This window comes from Blastococcus sp. SYSU D00820 (genome assembly GCF_054050695.1).
Genome location: NZ_JBJGZW010000001.1, coordinates 16,630 through 40,443 on the forward strand (window position 1 = coordinate 16,630; position 23,814 = coordinate 40,443).

The 23,814-nt window shown below is 77.3% G+C and carries 20 protein-coding genes; 6 read left to right on the plus strand and 14 right to left on the minus strand.

Features of this window, described 5'->3' with window-relative positions:
• Position 1: 1 nt before the first annotated feature.
• Complete coding sequence (locus tag ACI79R_RS00090; protein WP_456571530.1) at positions 2 to 697, minus strand: ANTAR domain-containing protein; 696 nt, start codon at positions 695 to 697, stop codon at positions 2 to 4.
• Between the two features lie 152 nt (positions 698 to 849).
• Here ACI79R_RS00090 and ACI79R_RS00095 point away from each other — a divergent pair, with 152 nt between their 5' ends.
• Positions 850 to 1,350 carry an ATP-binding protein gene (locus ACI79R_RS00095; RefSeq protein WP_456571531.1) on the plus strand — a complete coding sequence of 167 codons (501 nt, stop codon included), beginning with the start codon at positions 850 to 852 and terminating at the stop codon, positions 1,348 to 1,350.
• A gap of 16 nt (positions 1,351 to 1,366) precedes the next feature.
• Here the strand turns inward: ACI79R_RS00095 and ACI79R_RS00100 are convergent, their stop codons facing one another.
• From ACI79R_RS00100 to ACI79R_RS00130, 7 genes are all read right to left on the minus strand, one after another.
• The gene (locus tag ACI79R_RS00100; protein ID WP_456571532.1) at positions 1,367 to 2,959 is read right to left on the minus strand and encodes a GTPase; all 1,593 of its coding nucleotides are present in this window, start codon (positions 2,957 to 2,959) and stop codon (positions 1,367 to 1,369) included.
• Entirely contained in the window at positions 2,956 to 4,653 is a 1,698-nt protein-coding gene (locus ACI79R_RS00105; RefSeq protein WP_456571533.1) for an ABC transporter, read from the minus strand. The genes ACI79R_RS00100 and ACI79R_RS00105 overlap by 4 nt, the downstream gene beginning before the upstream one ends.
• Positions 4,654 to 4,682: 29 nt before the next feature.
• Entirely contained in the window at positions 4,683 to 5,324 is a 642-nt protein-coding gene (locus tag ACI79R_RS00110) for a flagellar brake protein (protein ID WP_456571534.1), read from the minus strand.
• 127 nt (positions 5,325 to 5,451) lie between these two features.
• Positions 5,452 to 6,600 carry a GGDEF domain-containing protein gene (locus ACI79R_RS00115; protein WP_456571535.1) on the minus strand — a complete coding sequence of 383 codons (1,149 nt, stop codon included), beginning with the start codon at positions 6,598 to 6,600 and terminating at the stop codon, positions 5,452 to 5,454.
• A gap of 72 nt (positions 6,601 to 6,672) precedes the next feature.
• Positions 6,673 to 7,365 carry an NYN domain-containing protein gene (locus ACI79R_RS00120; RefSeq protein WP_456571536.1) on the minus strand — a complete coding sequence of 231 codons (693 nt, stop codon included), beginning with the start codon at positions 7,363 to 7,365 and terminating at the stop codon, positions 6,673 to 6,675.
• A gap of 74 nt (positions 7,366 to 7,439) precedes the next feature.
• Positions 7,440 to 9,482: a putative bifunctional diguanylate cyclase/phosphodiesterase gene (locus ACI79R_RS00125; RefSeq protein ID WP_456571537.1), complete on the minus strand. Its 2,043-nt coding sequence runs from the start codon at positions 9,480 to 9,482 to the stop codon at positions 7,440 to 7,442.
• Positions 9,483 to 9,660: 178 nt separating this feature from the next.
• Positions 9,661 to 11,280, minus strand: coding sequence for an acyl-CoA dehydrogenase family protein (locus ACI79R_RS00130; protein WP_456571538.1), 1,620 nt, complete (start codon positions 11,278 to 11,280; stop codon positions 9,661 to 9,663).
• 162 nt (positions 11,281 to 11,442) lie between these two features.
• Between ACI79R_RS00130 and ACI79R_RS00135 the strand changes: the two genes are divergently transcribed.
• Complete coding sequence (locus tag ACI79R_RS00135; RefSeq protein ID WP_456571539.1) at positions 11,443 to 11,589, plus strand: hypothetical protein; 147 nt, start codon at positions 11,443 to 11,445, stop codon at positions 11,587 to 11,589.
• A gap of 146 nt (positions 11,590 to 11,735) precedes the next feature.
• Positions 11,736 to 12,911, plus strand: coding sequence for a DUF222 domain-containing protein (locus ACI79R_RS00140; protein WP_456571540.1), 1,176 nt, complete (start codon positions 11,736 to 11,738; stop codon positions 12,909 to 12,911).
• 155 nt (positions 12,912 to 13,066) lie between these two features.
• Here the strand turns inward: ACI79R_RS00140 and ACI79R_RS00145 are convergent, their stop codons facing one another.
• Together ACI79R_RS00145 and ACI79R_RS00150 are read right to left on the minus strand one after the other, a co-directional pair.
• Positions 13,067 to 13,462: an SRPBCC family protein gene (locus ACI79R_RS00145; protein WP_456571541.1), complete on the minus strand. Its 396-nt coding sequence runs from the start codon at positions 13,460 to 13,462 to the stop codon at positions 13,067 to 13,069.
• Between the two features lie 25 nt (positions 13,463 to 13,487).
• Positions 13,488 to 14,771 (minus strand): competence/damage-inducible protein A, encoded by a 1,284-nt coding sequence (locus ACI79R_RS00150; protein ID WP_456571542.1) that lies wholly within the window; start codon positions 14,769 to 14,771, stop codon positions 13,488 to 13,490.
• Positions 14,772 to 14,934: 163 nt separating this feature from the next.
• Here ACI79R_RS00150 and ACI79R_RS00155 point away from each other — a divergent pair, with 163 nt between their 5' ends.
• The gene (locus ACI79R_RS00155; protein WP_456571543.1) at positions 14,935 to 15,585 is read left to right on the plus strand and encodes a hypothetical protein; all 651 of its coding nucleotides are present in this window, start codon (positions 14,935 to 14,937) and stop codon (positions 15,583 to 15,585) included.
• A gap of 17 nt (positions 15,586 to 15,602) precedes the next feature.
• Here ACI79R_RS00155 and ACI79R_RS00160 read toward each other — a convergent pair whose 3' ends face one another.
• The 4 genes from ACI79R_RS00160 to efeB all read right to left on the minus strand — a co-directional run bounded on the left by ACI79R_RS00160 (position 15,603) and on the right by efeB (position 21,977).
• Entirely contained in the window at positions 15,603 to 17,174 is a 1,572-nt protein-coding gene (locus ACI79R_RS00160; RefSeq protein ID WP_456571544.1) for a serine/threonine protein kinase, read from the minus strand.
• Positions 17,175 to 17,222: 48 nt separating this feature from the next.
• On the minus strand, positions 17,223 to 18,809 hold the full coding sequence (locus ACI79R_RS00165) for a serine/threonine-protein kinase (protein WP_456571545.1): 1,587 nt from the start codon (positions 18,807 to 18,809) through the stop codon (positions 17,223 to 17,225).
• A 156-nt stretch (positions 18,810 to 18,965) separates the two neighbouring features.
• Entirely contained in the window at positions 18,966 to 20,456 is a 1,491-nt protein-coding gene (locus tag ACI79R_RS00170; RefSeq protein WP_456571546.1) for a PASTA domain-containing protein, read from the minus strand.
• A gap of 192 nt (positions 20,457 to 20,648) precedes the next feature.
• Entirely contained in the window at positions 20,649 to 21,977 is a 1,329-nt protein-coding gene (gene efeB / locus ACI79R_RS00175; RefSeq protein WP_456571547.1) for an iron uptake transporter deferrochelatase/peroxidase subunit, read from the minus strand.
• 122 nt (positions 21,978 to 22,099) lie between these two features.
• Here efeB and ACI79R_RS00180 point away from each other — a divergent pair, with 122 nt between their 5' ends.
• Both ACI79R_RS00180 and ACI79R_RS00185 read left to right on the plus strand, forming a co-directional pair.
• Positions 22,100 to 22,951, plus strand: a complete 852-nt coding sequence (locus tag ACI79R_RS00180) for a 3-hydroxyacyl-CoA dehydrogenase family protein (protein ID WP_456571548.1) — start codon at positions 22,100 to 22,102, stop codon at positions 22,949 to 22,951.
• Between the two features lie 36 nt (positions 22,952 to 22,987).
• Entirely contained in the window at positions 22,988 to 23,752 is a 765-nt protein-coding gene (locus ACI79R_RS00185) for an enoyl-CoA hydratase-related protein (protein ID WP_456571549.1), read from the plus strand.
• Positions 23,753 to 23,814 lie beyond the last annotated feature (62 nt).

Sequence of the window (23,814 nt, forward strand, 5' to 3'; positions counted from 1 at the left end):
ATCAGCTCCCGGCCGGCTGGGTCGAGGCCACCACCCCGGCGGCGACCTCGCGGAGCTTGCGGTTGGCGCGCTGGGAGGCGCTGCGCAGGAACTCGAACGCCTGCTCCTCGGTCACGTGCTGCTGGGCCATGAGCACGCCCTTGGCCTGCTCGATCACCGCGCGCGACTGCATCGCGATCCGCAGGTTGCGGGACTGCTCGCCCAGCTGGTGGTGGGCCGAGGCGTTGGCCACGGCGACCGCGATCGCCTCCGCGACGTCGGTACCGGCGCGCAGCGACTCCGGCGACGTGAAGGCGCGCGGCCGGGTCGAGTAGACGTCGAGCGCACCGATCACCGCGCCCTGGTAGGGCAGCGGCACCGACAGCGAGCTGCGCACCTCCGTGGTCTGCTGCACCCGCTCGATGTAGCTCGGCCAGCGCTGCTCGGTGCGCACGTCGTCGATCCGCAGCACCACGCCGCCGCGGCCGGCGTCCAGGCACGGGCCGGAGTCCTCGGCGTACTGCAGCTCCTCGGAGGCCAGTGCCATCTCGCCGTCGTAGGCGGCGGTGGTGCCGCGGTCCCCGGTGACCAGCGTGATCGACGTCGCCTCGGCGCCCGGGATGCCGCGGCGGGCGATCCGGGTGATCTCGGTGAGCACGTCGGTGAGTGGGCGCTCGGCCAGGACCACCCGGCTGAGGTCCCGCAGGAGGTCGTCCACGTGGCCAGTCTGCCCGACCCGGCCCGGTCGCCCCCCCCGCCTGCCGCGGCATCCCGCGGACCCGCCGCTGCGGGCGGGTGCGGTTTCGGTCAGGATGGACCCCGGTCGGCATCGAGGCCGACCGGTACCGGACCCGGCGCGGAGGGTGGGGGATGACCTCGGAGTCCTGGCCGCAGGCACCGGTCCCCTCGGTCTCCGGCGACGTCTGGCACTGGCAGCTGGAGGCCATGCACGTGGTCTCCCGGGTCCGCGCCGACCTGCGCGCCCGCATCGCCCACCCGTCGGTCTCCTCCTCCTCGACCGAGGACGCCCGCGACGGCCTGCTGCTGGTCTTCGAGGAGCTCGCGTCCAACGCGCTGCGGCACGGCGGCGGCGACGTTCGCGCGCTGGTGGTCGCCAACGACGGCGGCTGGCTGCTCGACCTGAGCGACGAGGCACCCGAGCGCCCGCCGGTGCCGGCGGTCGACCGCGACCCGTCGCTGGGCGGCATGGGGCTGCACCTGGTGGCCCAGCTGTCGGTCGACTACGGCTGGGAGCGGCGGCCCGGCCGCAAGCACGTCTGGGCCCGGCTGCCCTCCGGCCTGCGCCCGGTCGGCGACGTCGGCGAGTCGGTGCCGGAGCCCCGCTCGCCGGAGCTGCCCCGCCTCGACTGAGGCCGGCGGGGCGGGGTCAGCGCCCGGCCCGGGCCACCGCGGCGCAGAACCGCCCGGCGTCGGCCCGCACCTCCGCCATCGGGGCGAGCAGCTCCTCCTCCCCCACCCCCGCCACGGCCGCGCGCAGCCGCAGCTCCGCCCGGCGCCGGCGGCGCCGCGCCCGGCTGCGCACGAACGGGCGGGCCAGCACCGCCAGCAGCGCACCGGCCAGCAGCCCCCCGGCCAGCAGCAGGGTCGGCAGCGGGATGCCCTGCACCCGGGGCATCGGCAGGACGTCGTCCAGCTGGACCAGGCCGAGCACCGCCAGGCCGAGCAGCCACAGCGCCCCGGCCAGCGCGACGAGGGCGAGCACCCACTGCAGGCCGCCCACCGCGCGCTGCCAGAGGGGGGTGCGTTCCGGCCCGAGGTCGGTGCCGGCGACCGCGCGGTCCAGCCGGTCGGCCAGCCGCTCCTCGGAGACCTCCGCGGTCTCCCGCAGCACGTCGCGCCACGGCGGCGCCAGCCCGGCGCCCACCGCCTCCCGTGCCGCGCGGACCGCGGTGGTCACCCCGGCCCGCTGCACCGCGCCGGCCGCCGGCAGCGAGGTGCGCGCCCGCTCGTCGCCCAGGTGCAGCCGGGCCAGCGGATCCGGCCGCAGCTTGCGGGCCCACCGCAGCAGCGGCCAGCCGGTGGTCGCCGTCCCGGCGCGGCGCACCGACCGCTCGACCGCCGTGCCCACCGCCGGCACCCCCGCCGCGTCGGCCAGCGCGGCGGCGAGCCGCTCGCGCTCGGCCCGGCCCACCCCGCCGTCCGCGGCGCCCTCCGGCGGGCAGGCCGCGGCGGCGAGCTCGCCGGCCACGGCGCGGACGTCGGCGTCCAGCCGGTCGGTGGCCGCCCGCCGCGCCGCCACCCGGCGGGCCAGGTCCGAGCGCAGCTCGCCGAGCCCCGTGCCGGTCCGTGCGGAAACGGCCATCAGCGGCGTCGCGGCCAGCCCCTCGCGGTCCAGGAGCCCGCGCAGGTCCGCCAGGCAGGCGGCGGCCGCGGCGGGGTCCAGCCGGTCCACCTGGTTGAGCACGACGAGCAGCACGCCGGCGTGCCCGGCCAGGGGCACCAGGTAGCGGTCGTGCACCGCGGCGTCGGCGTACTTCTCCGGATCCAGCACCCACACCAGCACGTCGACCAGGCCGACCAGCCGGTCGACCTCCAGCCGGTGCTCCAGGCGGACGCTGTCGTGGTCGGGGAGGTCCAGCAGCACCAGCCCGTCGAGGGCCGGGTCGGGGTCGTGCCGGTGCCGGCGCGGCACCTCCAGCCAGTCCAGCAGCCGATCCTGGCCGTCGGGCCCCCAGACGGTGGCGTGCGCGACGCCGGTGGTCGGCCGGCGGACGCCGGGGCTGCTCACCTCCGCGCCGGACAGGGCGTTGAACAGCGTGCTCTTGCCGCTGCCGGTGGCCCCGGCCAGGGCGACGACCGTGGCGTCGCCGAGCGCGGTGCGGGCACCGGCCTTGGCCAGCAGCGCGCGGGCCCGGGCCACCTCGGGCAGCTCCAGCCGCCCGCCGCCGGCGTCGACGGCCTCGCGCAGCGCGTCGAGCCGGTCGGCGAGGCCGGGCCCGGACCGGCTCCGCCGGCTCACCGGCCGCCCCGGACGGCGGCACCGAGCTCGGCCGCGGCGGCCCGCAGGCCCTCGGCCGTGCCGGGCGGCGGCACCGCGTCGGCGACCAGCGCGTCGAAGCGGTCCTGCTCGGAACGCAGCAGCCGGTCCACCCGGGCCTGGAGGTCGGCCCGCGCGCGGTCCGCGAGTGTCCGGACGGCGGCGTCGCCGAAGACCGCCTCCAGCAGCCGCTGGCCGATGGCCGTCGTCCCGCCGGCCACGACGACCTCGCCGCCGGTGAGCCCGCCGGTGGAGGCGAAGACGGCCACCATGACCACGGCGCCGGCGCCGTTCACGCCCCAGGAGAGCAGCCGGGCGCGCGTGCGGCGGTCCCCGCCCTCGCTGCGGACCAGGTCGAGCACCGCCCCCTGCCAGTCGCGCACCTGGGCCGCGGCCGCCTCCGGGAAGTCCGCCGAGACGCGGTCGAGGTCGGGGTCCCGGTCGAGCAGGGGCGGGCCGCCGGGCAGCGCCCGCCAGGCGACGACGGTGCGCTCGGCGGCCCGGTCGGCCTCGCCGCGCAGCAGCGTCTCCACGCTGGACTCCAGCGCGCCGGACAGCTCGCCGGCGGGGTCGGCCCGCCCGGTCAGCGCCGAGGTGACCCGGTCGCGCAGCCGGCCGATGGAGCTCTGCAGGCTGCGCATCCACTCACCGGTGCCGACGAACTCCTGCCAGCGGCTGAGCACCTCCCCGCGCAGCAGGCTGCCGCTGCGCACGCCCTCGTCGATCCGCTCGTAGGCGTCGGTGTAGGCCGCGGCCGCCGCGGTCCGCAACGCGAGGCCCGCGCGGTCCTGCTCGGCGACCTCGGCGGCGACGCCCGCCACCCGGCCCTCGAGGCTGGCCAGCGCGCCGGTGAGCGTCTGCCGGACGACCGCGGCCCGCTGCTCCCGGTCGGCGGCCAGCGCCGAGAGCCAGCCGCGCAGGGGAGCCACCTGCTCCTCCGGGAGCATCCCGTCGACCAGCGGCCGCTCCTCCACGACCACCAGGCGCGCGGTGGCCAGGCCCGCGCGCTGCAGCATCGCGCCGAGGTCGGCGGCCACCTCGGCCGCGGCGTCCGGGGGCACCCGGTCGAGCACGACGGCCAGCGCCGTTCCGCGCTCCTGCGCCGTGCGCAGCAGCTCCCACGGGACGGCGTCGGCGTAGCGGGCCGCGGTGGTGACGAAGACCCACAGGTCGGCGGCGGCCAGGAGCTGGCCGGCCAGCTCCCGGTTGGACTCGACCACCGAGTCGACGTCGGGGGCGTCGAGCAGCGCCAGCCCGGGCGGGACGTCGTCGCGGACGACGACCTGCAGCGTCCCCGGACCGCCGGTGGACCCGGTGACCCGGGCCAGCCCCGGCAGCACCCGGTCGGAGGTGAAGGCCGCGGCGTCGGCGCGGGCGCAGACCAGCACCGGGGCCCGCGTCGTCGGCCGCAGCACCCCGGCGGTGGTCACCGCGGTGCCCACGATGCTGTTGACCAGCGTGGACTTGCCCGCCCCCGTCGAGCCGCCGACGACCACCAGCAGCGGGGCGTCGAGATCGCGCAGCCGGGGGAGCAGGTAGTCGTCGACCTGGTCGACGACCGACCGGGCGGCGCGGGCCGCCGCGTCGCGGCCGGCGGTGGCCAGGCCGAGCGGCACGTCGGCGACCCGGTCGCGGACGGCCTGCAGGGCGTCGGCGAGACGGGCGGGTGCGGTCACCCGGGGGATCTGCCCCGCCGGGGGCCCGGCTACCCGCCGTCGGGCGAGACGCGCGCGCGTTGCTCGCGCAGCGCCTGGAAGACCCGGCGGCGCAGCCGGTCCTGGTCGCGCTCGGCGATGTCGACGAAGCGCAGGGAGAGCAGCCAGCGGGAGTGTCGGCTCTGCACCCGCACCACCTCGGCGCGGGTCCACACCGCGCCGTCCTCGAGCAGGAGGGAGACGCCCAGCGTCGTGCCCGGCTCGGGATCGGCTCCGTAGCCCTCGACGTCGGCCCGCAGGCCCGCCTCGCTCAGGTCCACCGACTCCCCGGCCAGGTCGATGCCGCGCATCGTGACCACGACCTCGAGGGCGAGCCGGGCGCGGACCGCCGTGCGGCGCTGGCTGTCCTCGGCCGGACCGGTGACGGCCAGGTGCCAGCGGGGCGCGGCACCGGCCTGGACGTGCACCACCTCGGCGGGGAGGGCGCGGCCGCCCTCCGGGCCGTGCCAGAAGACCTCGACGACCTCACCGACCCGGACGACCTCGCCGCTGACGAAGTCCCCGATCGACGGCCGCAGGACCAGCGCGGCGGGATCGCCGGCCTCCACGCGGACGCTGACCGACACCCGGCGGAGGGTGGTCACCTCCGCCTCGCCGTCGCGCACGGGGTGCTCGAGACCGGCCGCGGTCATCGGGTCCTCCCCTCCGTGACGGCTCCGTCCGTATCCGGAACCGGACCGGTCGACGGTACCCGGGGGGCGGTGGGCGCAGCCCCGCCGCACCGGAGGACCCACCCCGAGGGGGGAGCCCGCCGGGTGCTCACCCCCGCGGGGCGGGCACCCCGGCCGGCAGGGGCCCGCCGACGGCGTTGCGGGTGCGCTTGGCCTCGTACAGCCGCTCGTCGGCCCGGGCCATCAGCGCGGACGGGGCGAGCTCGTCGCCGCGCAGCGCGGCGACGCCGATCGACAGCGTCACCTCGCCGGGGGCGAGGCTCTCCGGGCACAGCGTCGTGGCCTGCCGCCGCAGCTGCTCGGCGAGGGCGACGGCACGGGCGCCGTCGGCACCGGGCATCAGCACGGCCAGCTCGTCGCCGCCGAGGCGGGCGACCAGGTCGCCCCCGCGGACGGCGGTGCGCAGCAGCGTGGCGACCGCGCACAGGGCGGCGTCCCCGCCGGCGTGCCCGTGCCGGTCGTTGACCTGCTTGAACCGGTCGAGGTCGACCAGGAGGACGGCCACCGGGCCACCGGACGCGCGGACCTCGGCGCAGGCGGTGGCGAGCTCGGCGTCCCAGCGGCGGCGGTTGGCCAGGCCGGTGAGCGGGTCCTCGTGGCTCAGCCGGTCCAGCCGGTCGAGCAGCGCGCGGGTCCGCTCCTGCTCGCGCTCCAGCGCCACGCGGCTGCGCATGTCGTCCAGCACCAGCCGGTGCCGGCGGGCGTGGATGACCAGTGCCACGACGGTCGCGCTGGCCAGGTAGAAGACCACCGCGGCCACGTCGATGTCCGGAATCTCGCGGGGCGCGAACAGCAGGGCTGCGCCGAGGCCGGTCCAGGTGATGCCGAGCAGGCCGGCCGTCCAGCGCGGCGGTCCGGCGAGGACGCCTCCGCAGCCGTAGGCGGCCAGGGACAGGCCGGAGGCGTAGGACTCGGTGTTGTCGACCTGCGCCACCATCCAGCAGATGTCGATCTGAACGACGGCCAGGATGCCGAGGGTGAGCACCTCGGGGGCACCGTGGCCGGGCGGGCGGCGCCAGAGCAGCCAGAGGAGGACCAGCATGGGCGCCAGGGAGGCGAAGCGGACGGCGATGAAGCCCGCGGCCAGGTCCGGCTCCAGGTAGAGGTCGAGGAGCGACCAGGCCGGCAGCAGCACGACCGCGACGGCGCCGACCACCAGCCCGGAGGTCCGCCGGCGGCGCAGCAGGTCGTCGACGACGGAGGGGTCGTCGGCGGCGGCGGGCTCTCCGGCGGGCACGCCATCAGATCGGCATGCCCGCCCCGGTGCCTGAGGAGGGACTCCGCGCCCCACCCCGGAGGGTGAGGGCGGTCACCCCCCGCGGCGGGCGGTCCAGCTGCTGACGAACTCGCGCAGGCTCTTGGTCGGCCGCAGCCAGGCGCCGTCCGGCGGCAGGGCGTCCAGGCGGACGCGGTCCAGCGGCACGGCGAACGCCCCGGGGACGTCCTCGATGTCGATGAACTCCAGCAGGTCGGAGCCGATGGCGTAGCCGGCGACCTCGCTGAAGGCGACGACGACGACCTGCGTGCCGGCGCGGGCCAGCTCCTCCAGCGGCTCGGCGAAGTTGCGCCCGTCGCCGGAGAAGACGACCAGCCGGCGCAGCCGGTGGCTGTGCGACCGCACCGAGATGTGGTCGAGCATGTCCTGGTCGATGTCGTCGTCGGGCTGAGCCTTGGGCCGGGCGAAGACGGCGAACCCGAAGCTGCGCAGCGCCTCCACCCAGCGCTGCAGCGAGCCGACCACCGGCGGGATGTTGGCGAAGACGCAGGCCTCGACCTCCGGGGCGTCCGGCGCGTTCGGATCGCCGGCACCCTCCACGAACCAGGCGGCGATCGCGTCGAAGCGCGGCCGGGAGGCGGCGGTGGGCCGGGCCCCGATGACCGTCGACAGAGTCATGTCGATGTTCGGGGCGTCCCAGATGAGCAGGTCGAGCGCCGGCCGGTCCCGGCCCTCCTGGAGCTCGTCGTCCACGGGTGCGTACACCGGCTCGAACGTGTCGGTCACGGGGGCAGTCTGCCCGGTCGGCTGCGGGGGCGGCCCGGCCGGGGCGCTGGCCCGCCGCCGGGATCGGGGACGGCTCAGCGCGTTCCGCCGAGGGCGAGGGCGCACGAGTCGCCGCCGGCCGCGCGCACCCGCCGCGCCCAGTCGGTCACCTCGGCGGCCGGCATCGGCCGGGCGAGCAGGTAGCCCTGGGCCAGGTCGCAGCCGGCCTCGCGGACCATCCTCAGGTGCTCGGCGGTCTCCACGCCCTCGGCGACCGAGCGGATGCCCAGGGTGCGGGTGAGCGCCACGATCGCGGCGAGGACGGCGCCGGTGCCGCCGGCGGCCAGCCGCTGGGCCGCGGTCAGCAGCGAGCGGTCGATCTTGAGCGTGCCCACCGGCAGCGCCATGAGCTGGGCCAGGGAGGACCAGCCGGTGCCGAAGTCGTCGATGGCCACCCGGACGCCGAAGCCCCGCAGCACGGTCAGCTGGTCCTCGGCGCGGGTCGGGTCCTCGGCGACGCTGGTCTCGGTCAGCTCCAGCACCAGCTGCTCGGGGGCCAGTCCGGACTCCCGCAGCGCGAGCCGCACGTCGCGGACCAGCGTCTCGGCGGAGAAGTGGCGGGCGCTGATGTTGACCGACATCCGCAGCGGCAGGCCCTGCTCGGCCCACGAGGCCGCCTGCCGGGTGGTCTCCCCCAGCAGCCAGCGGGTGATCGGGATCAGCTGCCCGGTCTCCTCGGCCACGGCGAGGAAGGAGTCGGGGGTGAGCAGCCCGCGCTCGGGGTGCTGCCAGCGGAGCAGGGCCTCGACGCCGTCCACCTCGCCGGTGTCGACGCGGACCACCGGCTGGTAGTGGACGACGAACTGGTCGAGCGCGCCGTCGCGCAGCGCGCTGGCCACCTCCAGCCGCCACCGCGCGGCGTCGCGCAGGCCCGGGGAGAACAGGTGCACGCGGTCGCGGCCGGAGCCCTTGGCCGCGTAGGCCGCGGCGTCGGCGTCGCTGAGCAGCTGGTGGGCCTGGCGCAGGCCGGGCGTGCCGACCGCCACGCCGATGCTGGCCGACAGGGGCACCGAGATGCCCTCGGCGGTGAACGGCTCGGTGAACGAGCTCTGCAGGCGGAAGGCCAGCGCGGCGGCCTCGGAGAGGTCGCAGCCGCGGGCCAGCACGAGGAACTGGTCGCCGCCGAGCCGGCCCACGGCGTCGCTCGGGCGGACCTGGCGGGCCAGGCGCTGCCCGACCTGGCGGAGCAGCTCGTCGCCGACGGCGTGCCCCAAGGAGTCGTTCACGGTCTTGAAGCCGTCGAGGTCGAGGAAGAGCAGCGACGTCCGGACCGGGTCGTCCGCCAGGCCCTCGCCGATCAGCTCCAGCAGCCGGGCGCGGTTGGGCAGCCCGGTGAGGTCGTCGTGGGCGGCCTGCCAGGCCAGCGCCTCCTGGTCGCGGACGCGGGCGCTGATGTCGGTGTGCGTGACGACCAGCTGGGTGGTGTCGTCGACCCGGGCGGCCTGCAGCCGGTACCAGAGGACGTCGTCGCCCACCGGGTACGGGTAGTCGTGGGCGAAGGTGGCCCGGGGACCGCCGTCCGGGTGCTGGGTGAGCGCGCGCAGGCCGCTGCTGATGGTCAGCAGGTCCTCGGGGCGCATCGCCTGCGCCAGGCCGGCCAGGTAGTCGTCGCCCACCTCGATCGGCCGCAGGCCGACGGTGCGGGCGTGCTCGCCGATGTCGGTCCACATCCGGTTGACGGTGACGATGCGGCCGACGGCGTCCAGCAGCACCGTCGGCGAGGGCAGCGCGTCGAGGACCGCGGTGAGCTGGGAGATCTCCTCGGCCTGCTCGACGCGGGCCCGCCGCTCGGCGTCGACGTCGCGGAGGAACACCGCCAGGCCGAGGCTGTCGGCGAAGGCCCGGACCTCGAACCAGCGGTCGACCGGGTCGTAGCGGAACTCGACCATGCGGGCCTCGCCGTCGGCGAGGACGTCGCGCAGCGTCGTCTCCAGGGCGGAGTCGCGCAGCGCGGGGAACGCCAGGAAGAGGTCCTGGCCGAGGAGGTCCTCCGCCCGGCGGCGGATCAGCTCCTCCACCGCGGCGTTCAGGTAGGTGATCCGCCAGTCGCGGTCGAGGTGGAAGACGGCGTCCGGCACGGTCGCCAGAAGATCGGGTAGGGCAGCGCCTGCCCCGTGCTCGTGGTGCTGCACCAGCCCGCTCTCTCTCCCCCTGCGGAGCGCCTTCCCCGTGACCAGCGGGAAGCGGCCGACGGCTCCCCCCGGACGACGGCACGGAGTCCGACGCACCTCCGAGAGTAGTGGCTCGCCGGGTTCCTCAGGCAGCCGAGACGGCCGCCCTCTCGACGATGCGGCGCGTCGCGGTGCCGGAGGGCAGCGTGCCGGGGACGGCGCCCCAGTCCCCGCCCAGGCGAGAGGCGCAGAACGCGTCGGCGACCTCCGCGGGGGCGTGCCGGAGGAGCAGCGAGCCCTGCAGGCACAGCGCCAGCAGGCCGGCGACCCGGCGGGCCCGCAGCGGCAGCTGGTCGGGATCGCCGAGCTCGGCCTGCAGCCGCTCGACGGCGTCGTCGAAGCGGGCGTCGGCGCCGCGGGCGGCGTCGACCTCGTCGAGGACGGCGGCCAGCGACTCCGACGAGCGCCCCATGGCCCGCAGGACGTCGAGGGCGATGACGTTGCCCGAGCCCTCCCAGATGCTGTTCAGCGGCGCCTGCCGGTAGAGCCGCGGCATCCCCGACTCCTCGACGTAGCCGTTGCCGCCGAGCACCTCGAGGGCCTCGGCGACGACGCCCGGCGTCCGCTTGCAGATCCAGAACTTGGCGGCGGCGCCGGCCAGCCGCAGGAAGGCCGACTCCCCGCCGTCCACGGCGGCGGCCAGGCGGACGGCGAGCGCGGTGGCCGCCTCGCTCTCCACGGCGAGGTCGGCCAGGACGTTCTGCATGAGCGGCTGGTCGACCAGGCGGGCGCCGAAGGCGCTGCGGTGGCGGGCGTGGTGCACCGCCTGGGTGAGCGCCGCCCGGATCGTCGCGCTGGAGCCGAGCACGCAGTCCAGCCGCGTGGTGTTGACCATCTCGATGATCGTCGGGACGCCGCGGCCGGGATCGCCGACCAGCCAGCCCGTCGTCCCGGCGAACTCGATCTCGCTGGAGGCGTTGGACCGGTCGCCGAGCTTGTCCTTGAGCCGCTGGAGCCGCAGGACGTTGCGGCCGCCGTCGGGCAGCACCCGCGGCACGAGGAAGCAGGAGACGCCCTCGTCGAGCTGGGCGAGGACCAGGAACAGGTCGCTCATCGGGGCGCTGGTGAACCACTTGTGCCCGGAGAGGGCGTAGGTGCCGTCGGCGTTCGCGACCGCGCGGGTGGTGTTGGCGCGGACGTCGGACCCGCCCTGCTTCTCGGTCATGCCCATGCCGGCGACCAGTCCGGGCTTGGCCAGCGGGTCGGTCAGGCCGAAGGCGTACCCGCGGCCGGTCAGGCCGGGCTCGTAGCGGGCAGCGAGCTCCGGAGCGCGGCGCAGGGCCGGGACGGCGGCGTAGGTCATGGTCACCGGGCAGCCGTGGCCCATCTCGACCTGCGTCCAGCCGAGGTAGCCGACCGCGCGCCGGACGTGCGCGTGCGGGCCCGGGTCGGCCCACGGCGCCCCGGCGAGGCCGTGGGCGAAGGCGGTGCGCATGAGGTCGTGCCAGGCGGGGTGGAACTCGACCTCGTCGATCCGGTGCCCGTAGCGGTCGTGGGTGCGCAGCACCGGCGGGTTCTCGTTCGCCAGGCGGCCCCACTCCCGCGCCTGCTCGCTGCCCGCCAGCGCCCCGAGGTCGGCCAGGGAGTCCAGCGCCGCCTGGTCGGCGTGCCGCAGGCAGGCCTCGCGGAGTGCGGCGTCCCCGGCGATGGGGTCGTGCCCGACGAGCGGCGGCGCCTGGTTGGTGACCTCGTGGGTGACGCTCATGGCGGCACCGTACGACGAGGGGTTCCACGTGGAACGGCGTGCCGGACGCGTGCGGGTGCTCTTGTCGCGGCTGGCTTCCCAGCGCACCATGGCCGCCGTCGCGAGCCGGCTCCGCTCCACAGCGGCCACCGACTGGTTCGTCGCGATCGGGACGTCGTCCGGGTGGGGCGGCGCTGGTGGCTGCACCGGATCGTCGACGAGGACGCCGCCAGCCGGGTGCTCGTGGCCGGGGACGACGGGATGGTGAACGGGTGGACGCCGAGGGACGAGGTCGCCGGAGTGGTGCCGGAGGTGGGTGACCGGCGGTGAGGCTCGGGGGGCGAGGACCCACGCCTGCAGGAGCTCGTGCTCTGCCCACCGTGGTGGGCAGAGCACGAGTCTGAAGAACACCGCGTTTCGGGTCTGACCTGGGCTTTCGCCTTGCCGCGCACCCCGCGCTCCGCTAGACTCCGTACATGTGTTCGACAGTTGATCCGGGGGGCGATGTCCTCGACGCGATCGCTGCCGGTGTCGCGGAGCGCAACCGGCGGGACGCCGCGCTGACCCGTCAGGTGCGGGCGGCAGAGCTGGCTCAGGCGGCCGAGCGCGACGGGCTGAAGGCGATGGCGTCGTGGTTGAAGGGGCACTGCCGGATGGCGGGGTCCGAGGCGGTGCGGCTGGTGCGCAACGGCCGGGCGCTGGAGCACCTGCCGGCGCTCGCGGAGGCGTTCGCGGCCGGGTTGGTGAGTGCGCAGCAGGTGCACATCGCGGCCGATGCCGTAACCCCGGCCCGGCTCGCGGCCGCGGCAGCCCAGGGCGTGGATCTGGCGGTGATCGACGCGGTGCTCACCCAGGTGGCCATCGACCAGCCGGTGGAGGACCTGGTGCAGGTGGTCAAGAAGTACGTCGACAACCTCGATCCCGACGGCCCGGAACCGGACCCCACGGAGCTGCGCGAGCTGCACCTGACCAGGAACGGTGACGGCACCCTGTCGATCCGCGGCCTGCTCGATCCCGTGGCCGGGGAGAAGCTGCAGACCGCGATCGAGGCCCACACCCAGGCCGACCGGCCCGCCGACGACACCCGCACCCGCGCCCAGCGGCAGGCCGACGCCCTCGTCCAGGCCCTGGACAACACCCTGGCATCCGGATCGCTGCCGGTGCTGCGCACCCGCAAGCCACAGGTGCTGGCCACGATCCCGCTGTCCGACCTCGCCTCCACCACGGTGGCCCGGGGTACCGGGCGGATGGGCTTCGGCGCCGACATCTCCGCCGCGCGCGCCCGGTGGCTGGCCTGCGACGGGGAGATCACCCGCCTGGTCATGGGCCCCGACGGTCAGCCGCTCGACGTCGGGCGCACCGCCCGCGTCGTGCCCCCGCACCTGCGCAGGGCGGTCGAGGCGCGGGACGGGGCCTGCGTGTTCGCCGGCTGCACCGCCCCGACCCACTGGTGCGACGTCCACCACCTGGTGCACTGGATCGACGGCGGCGCCACCAGCCTCGACAACTCCGCGCTGCTGTGCGAGCGGCACCACACCAAGGTCCACTCCGGCTTCCGCGTCGAACGGCAACCCGACGGCCGATGGCGCACCCTCCGGCCCGACGGCAGCGAAATCCTCACCCCCGCACCCCTCCGCGCCACCGCCGCCTGACCCGGCTGCCCGCCGCCGCCCACCTGTGCGGACGGCGGCACCGGCATGCCCCGCGCACGCTCGTGCTCTGCCCCCACCCGTGGGCAGAGCACGAGCATCCGCAAGGGAGAACAGCGGCCCCGGACCCGGCAGCGGCCCGGCGGGACGGCCAGACCTCAGCCCAGCGGCCGCACCAGCCGGCCGATCGCCAGCCGCGCCAGCGGCACGTAGCCGACCACCAGCGGTGCCGGCCCGGTGATCCGCAGCCCGGTCGTGCTGCCGCCGTCCGGACCGTCGGTCACCCAGTGCAGCAGGCGCAGCCGCACCGGGCCGAGCGACACCGTCCACGACCACTGCCGGGCCGCCTCGTCCACCGCGTCGACCACGAACGGCAGGGTCACCCCGGCCGGCCCGCGCACCCGGCCCCGCTCCCCCGCGGCCAGCCGCGGCAGCGGGAACTCCACGCCGGTGATCTGCGGCGCCCACTCCGGCCACCGCGCGGGCCGGGCGTAGCGCTGCCACGCCTCCCGCGGCCCGATCGGACCGGAGGCGTGCACGGTCAGGGTGGTCATCGCGGGCTCCCGGGTCGAGGCGGCATCAGGCCGGCGGTCCGCCGAGCAGCAGCTGGCGCACCATGTGCATCGCGAGGGCCACCGACCGCTTCCGCACCGCCGAGCGCGAGCCCGGCAGCACCACCGACTTCGGCACCTGGCCGTCCGGCCCCACGGCGCACAGGTGCACCGTCCCCACGGGCTTGCCCGGCCCACCGCCGCCCGGCCCGGCCACGCCGGTGATGCCCACGCCGACGTCCGCCCCGAACCGCTCGCGCGCCCCGTCGGCCAGCGCCAGCGCCACCTGCGGGCTCACCGCCCCGTACTCGGCGAGCATGTCGCCCGGTACCCCGACCAGCCGCTCCTTGGCCGAGTTCGCGTACGCGCAGAACCCGCCCAGCACCCACTGCGAGGAGCCCGGCCGCTCGGTCAGCCGCCCGGCCAGCAGCCCGCCGGTGCACGACTCGGCGGTCGCGATGGTGAGCCCCCGCTCGGCCAGCGCACTGGCGACGACGTCGTCCAGCGTGGGCCCGGTCGAGAACGTCGTGTCCCCGTACGCGCGGGCCAGCACCGCCGCCAGCCGGTCGTAGGCCGGCTGGGCCTCGGCGCCGAAGCGCGTGACGATCTCCAGCTCGCCGTCACGCAGGCAGGTGGTGATCTCCAGCCCGTCGAACTCGTGCTCGTGCTCCCGCAGCGTCGCGGCGAGCTGGGCCTCCAGCGTCCCCCACAACCGCACGGTCTCCTGCCGCAGCTCCGCCCGGCCGGCCAGCGCCCGCTGCACCGGCTCGGCGGCCAGCGCCGCCGGCCACATCCCCTGCAGCTCCGACGGCGGCCCCGGCAGCACCAGCACCGGCGGCCCCGCGCGCCCGTCGGCCGGCGGCACGACGAGGCCCGGGGCAGTCCCGACCGGCTCCAGCACCGTCGCCCCGGCCGGCACCCGCGCCTGCTTGGCCACGCCGGCCGCGGTCGCCTCCGGATCGGCGCGCCATCCCCGCCGGGCCATCAGCCGCTCCACGACGGCTCCGACCCGCTGCTGCAGCTCCGGGTCGACCGCCGTCGGCCGGCCCTGGAAGTCGGCCACCACCTCGGCGGTGAGGTCGTCGGCCGTGGGGCCCAGCCCACCGGAGGTGATCACCAGCGCCACGCCGGAACCGGCGAGGAAGCCGAGCGCGGCGCGCAGGTCGTCCGGCCGGTCCCCGACGACGACCACGGACCCCACGTCGACCCCGAGCGAGCGCAGCTGCTCGGCCAGCCAGGGGCCGTTGGCGTCGGCCACCCGGCCGGTCAGGACCTCGGTACCGGTGACGACGATGCCCGCGCGGAGAGCCACTCCTGGGACCCTAGGCGGGCTCCCGCCGGCGGGCAGCGCGCGGCCGCCGGCGCGACCCGCGGAGCGCACCGGGCCTGCCGGGTGGCCGCCGCCGTCGCGGCTACGGTCGCAGGACCGGACCGGTCCTTCCCCGACCGGTCGCCGGCGCGCACGAGGAGGAGCCGTGACCCAGCCGCCCGTCCCCGTCCCCCCGCCCCCGACGGGGCCCACCACCCGAGAGCTGCCCCTGCCCGGCGCCACCGCACCGGCCGGGGCGACCGCGGTCGTCGACCAGCCGACGGCCGACCCGCACCCGTTCGCCGAGCCACGGCCGCTCGCCGACGACCTGCTCGGCGGCGTGCAGCCCACCGGCCCCGTCGAGGGCCTGCCGGGCGGGCCCCCGCCGGCCGCAGCGCCCGAGACCTCCGCGCCCCCGACGGCCGTCGCCGACGCCCCGGCCGAGCCCCGGAAGCGCACGCCACTGGACCGCGCCGCCCTGCTGCCCCTGGGCCTCGGCGCGCTCTCGCTCCTGCTGCTGCAGGTCGGCCTGGTGGTTGGCGGCTCCGCGTGGCGGGACATCCCGCTGTGGTCCGGCTTCGCCACCCTCGCGACGCTGGCCGGGCTCGTGCCCGCGCTCGCGCGGCTGATCCCGGGCGTCCGGGTGCCGGCGGAGCCGACCTGGCGGATCGCCGCCGGTGGCCTGACCGGCGTGGCCATGTTCTGGGTCCTGGTGGTGCTGCCGCACGCCGACAGCGACCGCGGTTTCCTGCTCACCGCCGCGCTCGCCGCGCTGGGCGCCGTCGTCTGGATCGCCGCGGGCCCCCGCCGCCGCTGAGCCGCGCCCGGCCGGGCTCAGCCCCGGCCGGGCCGCCCGTTGCCGTTCGCGGCACCGTTGCCGTTGCCGTTGCCGTTGCCGGCACCGTTCCCGTTCCCGCCGCCGTTGCCGTTGGCCGCACCGCTGCCCGGCACGCCGTTGCCGTTGCTACCGCCGCCCGCCGACCCGCTCCCGCTGCCGTCGCCACCGGAGGGGGCGCCGCCGGTGTCCTGCGGCGTCACGACCGGTTCCGGGGCCGGCACGGGCACCGGCGCCGGCACCGGGGAGCCGGACGACGGGCTGACCGGCTCGACGGTCAGCGTGTCCACCGACGACGTCCCGCCCTCCGGCGTCACGGGCGCCGGCTCGTCGGGCGCCACCGCGAAGCTGACGGTCACCCGGTCACCGACCCGCAGCTCGCCCACCGGGGTCACCCCGGTGACCGTGCCCGGGGCGACGGCGCCGTCGGCGACCGGCGCCCGCTCGACCGCCAGCCCCAGCCCCGCGAGCTCGGCCTCCACCTCGTCGACCGGCCGGCCCACCAGGTCGGCGGGGACCACCCGGATGCCGCCCGCGGTCTCCTCGGCCGCCGCGGCCGCCGGCGGGCTCTCCGCTGCGCCGGTCAGCTGCAGCACGCCCACGCCCACGCCGATGCCGACACCGGTCAGCAGCGTGGCGACGGGCACCAGCAGCCGGGTCGCCCGGCGACGGGCCGGCCGCCGGCCCGCGTCGAGGCCGCCGGGCAGCAGCATCCGCGCCGTCCGGGGCGCCACCACCGGCTCCGGGCAGCCGCCGGCCCGCACGTCGGCGGCGGCGGCCCGCAGCGCGACACCGTCGGCGTAGCGCTCGGCCGGGTCCTTGGCCAGCGCGTGGGCGATCAGCCGGCGCACCGGCTCGGGGACGTCGTCGGGCAGCGGATCGGGGGTGTCGCGCAGTTGCTGCAGCGCCACCTGCACCGGGCTCTCGCCGTCGAAGGCCCGCCGGCCGGCGAGGCACTCGTAGGCCACCATGCCGAGCGCGTAGACGTCGCTGGCCGGCGACGCCTTGCCGCCGCCGGCCTGCTCGGGGGAGAGGTAGTGCGCCGTCCCCACGACCTGGCCGGTCTGGGTCAGCGGCACGCTCGACGCCGACCAGGCGATGCCGAAGTCGGTGATCTTGACGACGCCGTCCCGCCCGACCAGCACGTTGCCCGGCTTCACGTCCCGGTGGACGACGCCCGCGGCGTGCGCGGCGGCCAGCGCGGCCGCGGTCTGCTCGACCAGGTCCAGCACCCGCTCGGCCGGCAGCCGCCGCTCCCGGGCCAGCAGCGTGGCCAGCGACTCGCCCTCGACGAGCTCCATGACCAGGAAGGCGCAGGTCTCCCCCTGCGGCCCCTGGACCTCGCCGTAGTCGTGCAGCGCCGCGATGTTGCGGTGCAGCAGCCGGGCGGTCAGCTGCGCCTCGGCCCGGAAGCGGGCGAGGAACGTGGCGTCGCCGGTGTACTCGCTGCGCAGCAGCTTCACCGCGACCGGGCGGTGCAGCCGGAGGTCGCGGGCCCGCCAGACCTGACCCATGCCCCCGGTGGCGAGCAGTTCCTGCAGCTCGTAGCGATCGGCGAGGACGGGGTGCACCGGGACGGTGTGCTCGGTGAGCCCCGGGCGGAAACCCGGGTCGCTGGATCAGGGGGTGGTCGGCTCGGTGGGGGTCGTCGTGGTCGGGGCCGCAGGCGTGGTGGTCACCGGGGACGAGGTCGGGCTCTCGGTCACCGTCGAGGGCGCCGTCGTGCCGCCCGAGCTGGGCGTGTCCGACGCCGAGCCGGTCGGCGCCGCCGAGGTCACCGGCGCGGTGGTGACCGGCGCGCTGGTCGGCGGGGCGGCGGGCGCCTCGCCGGCGGGCCGCGGATCCTCCACCACGACCGTGCCGGGGGCCGGGAGGGGCACCGGGGCGTCGTCGTCCTCGTCGTCCGGCGGTGCCACCGCGAACCAGACGTGCACGTCGTCGCCGCGGGAGAGATCCTCCCCGGCGGGGCTGACGCGGGTCACCGTGCCGGCCGGGACGCGGTCGGTGATGTCCTCGTGCCGCTGCACCGTCAGGCCCAGCGACGACAGCTGGGTGGCGACGTCGCCGACCGGGCGGCCGAGGTAGTCGGCCTCGTCGAGGACGAACTGCTCCGAGCCGCGGGTCTGCGCGGCCGGCGCGGTCGGCGACGGTGACGGCCCGGACAGCGCGAAGAACACCGCCGCGGCGGCGGCCGCGCCCAGCAGCAGCGCGATCAGCGGCACCAGCAGGGAGCTGGCCCGCGAGCGGGCGGGGACCGGTGGCGAGCGCCGCGGCCGCGGCGCGGCGGCCGGCTGCGCGGGCGGGACGGCGGCGTCGACGGCGGCCGGGAGGGCGGCGGCGACGGTCGGCCGGGCCTCCTCGACCGGCAGCGGCCGGCCGGCCCGGGTGTCCTCGATCGCGGCGACGAACGCGGCGCCGTCGGCCATGCGGGCCGCGGGGTCCTTGGCCAGCGCGCGGCGGATCAGCGTGCGGACGCCGCCGGGCAGCTCGGCCGGCAGCGGCTCGGGGTCCTGCCGGAGCTGCTTGAGCGCGATGGTGACCGCGTTGTCGCCGTCGAACGCCGGGTGGCCGGTGAGGCACTCGTAGCCGACCAGCCCGAGGGCGTAGACGTCGCTGGCCGGCGTCGCCAGGTGGCCCTCGGCCTGCTCGGGCGAGAGGTACTGCGGCGTCCCGATGACCTGGCCGGTCCGGGTCAGGGGCACGCTGCCCGCCGACCAGGCGATGCCGAAGTCGGTGATCTTCACGCTGCCGTCGGGCCGGACGAGGATGTTGCCCGGCTTGACGTCGCGGTGCACCAGCCCGGAGCGGTGCGCCTCGCCGAGCGCGGCGGCGGTCTGCTCGAGGATCGACAGCGTCGAGGTGGCGTCCAGCCGGCCCTCGCGGCGCAGCACCGCGGACAGCGGCTCGCCGTCGACCAGCTCCATCACCAGGTAGGCCAGCGTCTCGCCCTCGGCGGTGACCACCTCGCCGTAGTCGAAGACGCAGGCGATGTTCGGGTGGCTGAGCGCGGCCGCGTGCTGGGCCTCGGCGCGGAAGCGGGCCAGGAACGTCGGGTCACCGGTGTACTCGCTGCGCAGCACCTTGACCGCGACCGGACGGCCGAGCAGCACGTCGGTGCCCCGCCAGACCTGACCCATCCCACCGGAGGCGATCAGCTGGGCGAGCTCGTAGCGCTCACCCAGGTTCCGCCGACCCGGCTCCACCACCGTGGTTCACCCCTCGCCCGACCGCCGGCTGGTGCCGGTACCTGACCGTCCGGAGGCGCCGGTGCCCCGTTGGTGGGTGTCCACTGCCGTCCGCAGATACACATCCTCCCAGTCCGCGGGACGCAGCGGTACCGGGTCCCACGTGTCACACGCGTCTCAGCGTCCCCCGCTGTGTCCCCCGCCGTGTCCCCGGCCCTGTCCCCCGCCGTTCCCCCCGCCGTTCCCCTGCCCCTGGCCGGCCTGCTCCCGCCACTGCTCCCAGCCCTGCCGCCACTGCTCGGCCCAGCCCTCGGCCCACTGCTGCCACGTCTCCGGGGTGGGCACCTCCGGCGCCGGCACGGGGGCGGGGACCGGCGCGGGAGCCGGCGCCGGGGCGGGAGCCGGGGCCGGGGCGGGGACCGGCGCGGGCGCGGCGGGCGGAGGCTCGGGAGCGGGGGGAGGCTCGGGAGCGGGCGCCGGCGCCGGGACGGGTGCGGGAGCAGGCGCGGGCGGCGCGGCGACCACGGTGAGGGTGACGACCGTGCCCGGAGGGAGCTCCCCCTCCGGCGCGAGGGCGACGACCTGGCCGGCCGGCGCCTGGCCGTCGGTCACCTCGGTGCGCTGCACGACCAGCCCCAGCCCGGTGAGGGCGGCCTCCACGTCGGCGGCCGGCCGGCCCACGAACTCGGCAGCGACCAGTCCCACCGGCGCGGGCGCGACCGGCGGCACGGGGTCCGTCGCCGGGTCGGTCACGGCGGGGGTCCCGGCCGGGGCGCTCGTCGCCGCCGCGTCCGGCGTCCCGGCCGCGGCGGCGGTCACCGGCTCGGCCGGCGTGCGGGACGCCAGCCCGCCGACCAGGACGCCGACCACCAGCGCGGCCGCCGGCACCGCGAAGCGCCAGCGCGACGGGCGGGCCCGCACCAGCGGCACGGGATCGTGCACGGGCTCCTCGGCCGGCGGGGGCCAGACCTCGCCCGCCCGGACGGCGCGGGCGGCGTCCCGGAGCTCCGCGGCCGCCGGCCGGCCCGCCGGGTCCTCGTCCAGCGCCGCGGCGAGCACCGCGGCCACCGGCGCCGCCAGCCCGCCGGGCAGGTCGGGGACGGCGGCCGGAGAGTCCCCGGGCGCGACCAGGTCCTCGAGGTCGGAGCCGGCCAGGCAGTGGACGGCGACCCCGGCCAGCGCCCGCACGTCCGCCGCAGGAGTGGGCGGGTGCTCGTCGGGAGCCAGGCCGAAGCCCGAGACCCGGACCGTGCCGTCGTCGGCCAGCAGCAGCGAGCCGGGACGCAGCGCTCCGTGCACCGCCCCCGCGGCGTGCACGGCGGCCAGCCCGTCGGCGGCCTGCGCCAGCAGCTCCAGCGTCCGGTCGGAGGGCAGCGCGCCCTCGCGGGCCAGCACGGCGGACAGCGGCTCGCCACCGGCCTCGCGCACCAGCCAGGTCAGCCGGGCGCCGTCGCGCTCGACGCCGACGTCGGAGGTCGGCGTCACGTGCGGATGGGTGGGGACGGCGGCCGCGGCGGGGTCCGGCGCCGCGCCGCGGTGCAGCTCGACGGCGACGGAGCGGCCGAGGAGGACGTCGCGGGCCGACCACACCTGCCCGCGGGCGTCGGCGGCGACGAGGCCCACCAGCTCGTACCGGTCGGCGAGCAGCCGTCGCCGGGGTGTGCTCACCGTCGCCCTCCAGGTCTCCCCCCTGTCGCGGGCCGCCCGGACCGGCACGCGGGGCGGGGCCCCTCGTGCTGCGCGCAGGCGGTGCGGGCAGCCTGCCACGCCGGAGCCCGGAAAACGATCACTCTCCGTGCGGTCCGGCCGGAACCCGGCGTGGCCGCCGGTCACGATCACCCGACGGGGTGAACGGCCGGATCAGCCGGTGAACAGCGCCCGGCCCCACCAGTCGTCGTCGTCCCGCACGCCGGGCGGGCAGGCGAAGACCGCCGACGAGGTGTGCCGGATGAACGCGTTCATGGCGTCGGCGCGCAGGTTGCGCTGGATCTGGACGAACCCGGTCTCCGGGTTCCGCTGGAAGGCGATGAAGAACAGCCCGGCGTCGAGCCGGCCGAGGCCGTCGGTGCCGTCGACGAAGCTGTAGCCGCGCCGGAGGATCGCCGTCCCGGCGTGGGCCGGGTGGGAGAGGAAGAGGTGGCTGGTCTCCGGGATGGCGGACGCGCCGTCGACCTGCGCGGTGAAGTCGACCGGGTCGAACTCCTCCCGCTGGCCGAGCGGGGCGCCGGTGCCCTTGGTGCGGCCGATCGTCTGCTCCTGCTCGGCCAGCGACGAGGCGTCCCAGGGCTCGACGAGCATCCGGATCCGGCGGGTGACCAGGTAGGAGCCGCCGGCCAGCCAGTCGGCCCCGCTCCCGGTGACGTCGTCGTCGCCGACCCAGACGAAGCGGTCCAGCGTGCTGGTGTTCTCGGCCTTGAGGTTGTCGGTGCCGTCCTTGAAGCCGAACAGGTTGCGCGGCGTGGCCTGCCCGGTGCTGGTGGAGGAGGTGCGGCCGAAGCCGAGCTGCGACCAGCGGACCCTGACCACCCCTGCGCCGAGCCGCACCAGGTTGCGGACGGCGTGCACGGCGACCTGGGGGTCGTTGGCGCAGGCCTGCACGCACAGGTCGCCACCGCTGATCGCGGGGTCGATCTCGTCCCCCGGGAACAGCGGCAGCTCCACCAGCGGCGCCGGGCGCCGGGCGGCCAGCCCGAAGCGGTCGACGCCCTCGGCGGTGGTGAACAGCGTGGGGCCGAAGCCGACGGTCAGGGTGAGCCCGGACGGCGGGAGGTCCATCGCCTCGCCGGTGTCGTCGGGGACGTCGTACCGCCCGCCGCCGACCGCGCCGACCGGTCCGGCGTCCTGCCCGGCGGTCATCCGCCGCGCCGCCGCCGTCCAGGCCTGCAGCATGGCGACCAGTTCGTCGCGGTCGTCGGTGACGACGTCGAAGGCGACGAAGTGCAGGCGGTCCTGCGCGGGCGTGACGATGCCGGCCTGGTGCTCGCCGCTGAAGGCCACCGCGTCGGTGGCCGCGGCCGCGCCCGCGGGCGCGGCGGGCTCGTCCGCGGTCGCCCGGCCGATCACCCCGCCGGCGGCGCCGGCCGCGAGCACGCCGGCGGTGCCGGCGCCGAAGAGGCCGAGCAGCCGCCGGCGGGACACCCCCGCCGGCGGTCGGGGCGTGGTTGCCTCGTCAGGGCTGTGCTCGGGCATGCCTTCCTTCGGTGAGCCGGGTGGTCGGCGACGACCGGGCGCCTGTCGTGCCCTGTCCAACCGTCGTCGGATCGGCACTGTTCCAGCTCCGGGCTGCCGGACCGACGTGGCAGGGTGGCCGGGTGGAGCTCCCCGAACGGATCGGCGTCCTCGGCGGCGGGCGCATGGGCGCGGGCATCGCCACCGTCTTCCTCACCGCAGGCTGCCACGTGGCGGTGGCCGAGGCGGGCGAGGAGGCGGCCCGCGCGGCGGTCGCCCGGGTGGAGCGCGGGCTGGCCGAGGCCGTCCGCCGCGGCAGCCTGGCCGGCGACCCCGCCGCGGTGCGCACACGGCTGACCGTGGTGGAGCGGCCCGGCGCGCTGCCCGCCGGCACCGGCCTGGTCGTCGAGGCGGTGCCCGAGGACCCCGCCGTCAAGGCATCCGTGCTCGCCGCCGCGGAGGCCGCGGTGGCCGACGACGCCGTCCTGGCGACCAACACCTCCTCGCTGTCCGTGACGGAACTGGCCGCGACCCTCCGCCGCCCCGCGCGCTTCCTGGGCCTGCACTTCTTCAACCCCGTGCCGGCCTCGCGGCTGGTGGAGGTGGTCGTCGCCGCGGAGACCGCGCCGGAGGTGGTCGGCGCCGCCCGCGGGTGGGTGCGCGCGCTCGGCAAGGCCGACGTCGTCGTCCGGGACTCCCCGGGGTTCGCCAGCTCGCGGCTGGGCGTGCTGCTCGGGCTGGAGGCGATCCGCATGCTCGAGGAGGGGGTGGCCGACGCCGAGGCGATCGACGCGGCGATGGAGCTGGGCTACCGGCATCCGATGGGCCCGCTGCGCTCGACCGACCTCGTCGGCCTGGACGTGCGGCTGGCCATCGCCGAGTACCTGCACCGCACGCTCGGGGAGCGCTTCGCTCCCCCGCAGCTGCTGCGTGACAAGGTGGCCGCCGGGGAGCTGGGCCGCAAGACCGGCCGGGGCTTCCACACCTACGACTGAGCGACCACGGGAGGCACGACGACGGTGTCGGACACGGTGACCCGGGACGACGCCGGCGGCGTCGCAACCCTGACCCTGCAGCGCCCGGCCCTGTCCACCGCGCTGCGCCGCGACCTCACCGCCGCCCTCACCGACGTCGCCGCCGACGCCTCGGTGCGCGCGGTGCTGCTGACCGGCACCGGCCGGGCGTTCTGCGTCGGCCAGGACCTCGCCGAGCACGTCGGGCAGCTGCGCGGCGGCGCGCCGCGGTCGCTGTCGATCGTCGAGGACGAGTACAACCCGATGGTCCTGGCGCTCGCGGCGGTGCCCGTGCCGGTCGTCGTGGGCATCAACGGCGCGTGCGCCGGCGCGGGGCTCGGCCTGGCGATGGGCGGCGACCTGCGGATCGCCGCCGCCGGCGCGAAGTTCACGACCGCGTTCACCGGCATCGGCCTGTCGTCGGACTCCGCGCTGGCCTCCCGGCTGGTGCACTGCGTGGGCGGCTCGCGCGCCACCGAGCTGCTGCTGCTGGCCGAGCCGTTCCCCGCCGAGACGGCCGCGCAGTGGGGGCTCGTGCACCGCGTGGTCGAGGCCGACCGCGTGCTGGAGGAGGCCACCGCGCTGGCCATCCGGCTCGCCTCCGGCCCCACCGCGGCCTACCGCGCGGTCAAGCGGGTGCTGGCCACCGCGGCCACCGATCCGCTCGCCGAGACCCTCGCCCTCGAGGCGCGGCTGCAGACCCCGCTAGGGCAGACGGCCGACCACCGGGAGGCCGTCGAGGCGTTCCTGGCCAAGCGTCCGCCGGTGTTCACCGGTCACTGACCGCAGTCGCCCGCCCGCCGCGGGTGCCGACACGGGGCGGGCGGCGGTCCCCCGCGGCCGCC

Bases quoted from the DNA above. Each gene is read 5' to 3' on its own strand.
- ACI79R_RS00095 (WP_456571531.1), top strand. From the start codon at position 850: ATGACCTCGGAGTCCTGGCCGCAGGCACCGGTCCCCTCGGTCTCCGGC.
- ACI79R_RS00110 (WP_456571534.1), bottom strand. From the start codon at position 5,324: ATGACCGCGGCCGGTCTCGAGCACCCCGTGCGCGACGGCGAGGCGGAG.
- ACI79R_RS00130 (WP_456571538.1), bottom strand. From the start codon at position 11,280: ATGAGCGTCACCCACGAGGTCACCAACCAGGCGCCGCCGCTCGTCGGG.
- ACI79R_RS00140 (WP_456571540.1), top strand. From the start codon at position 11,736: ATGTGTTCGACAGTTGATCCGGGGGGCGATGTCCTCGACGCGATCGCT.
- ACI79R_RS00145 (WP_456571541.1), bottom strand. From the start codon at position 13,462: ATGACCACCCTGACCGTGCACGCCTCCGGTCCGATCGGGCCGCGGGAG.
- efeB (WP_456571547.1), bottom strand. From the start codon at position 21,977: ATGCCCGAGCACAGCCCTGACGAGGCAACCACGCCCCGACCGCCGGCG.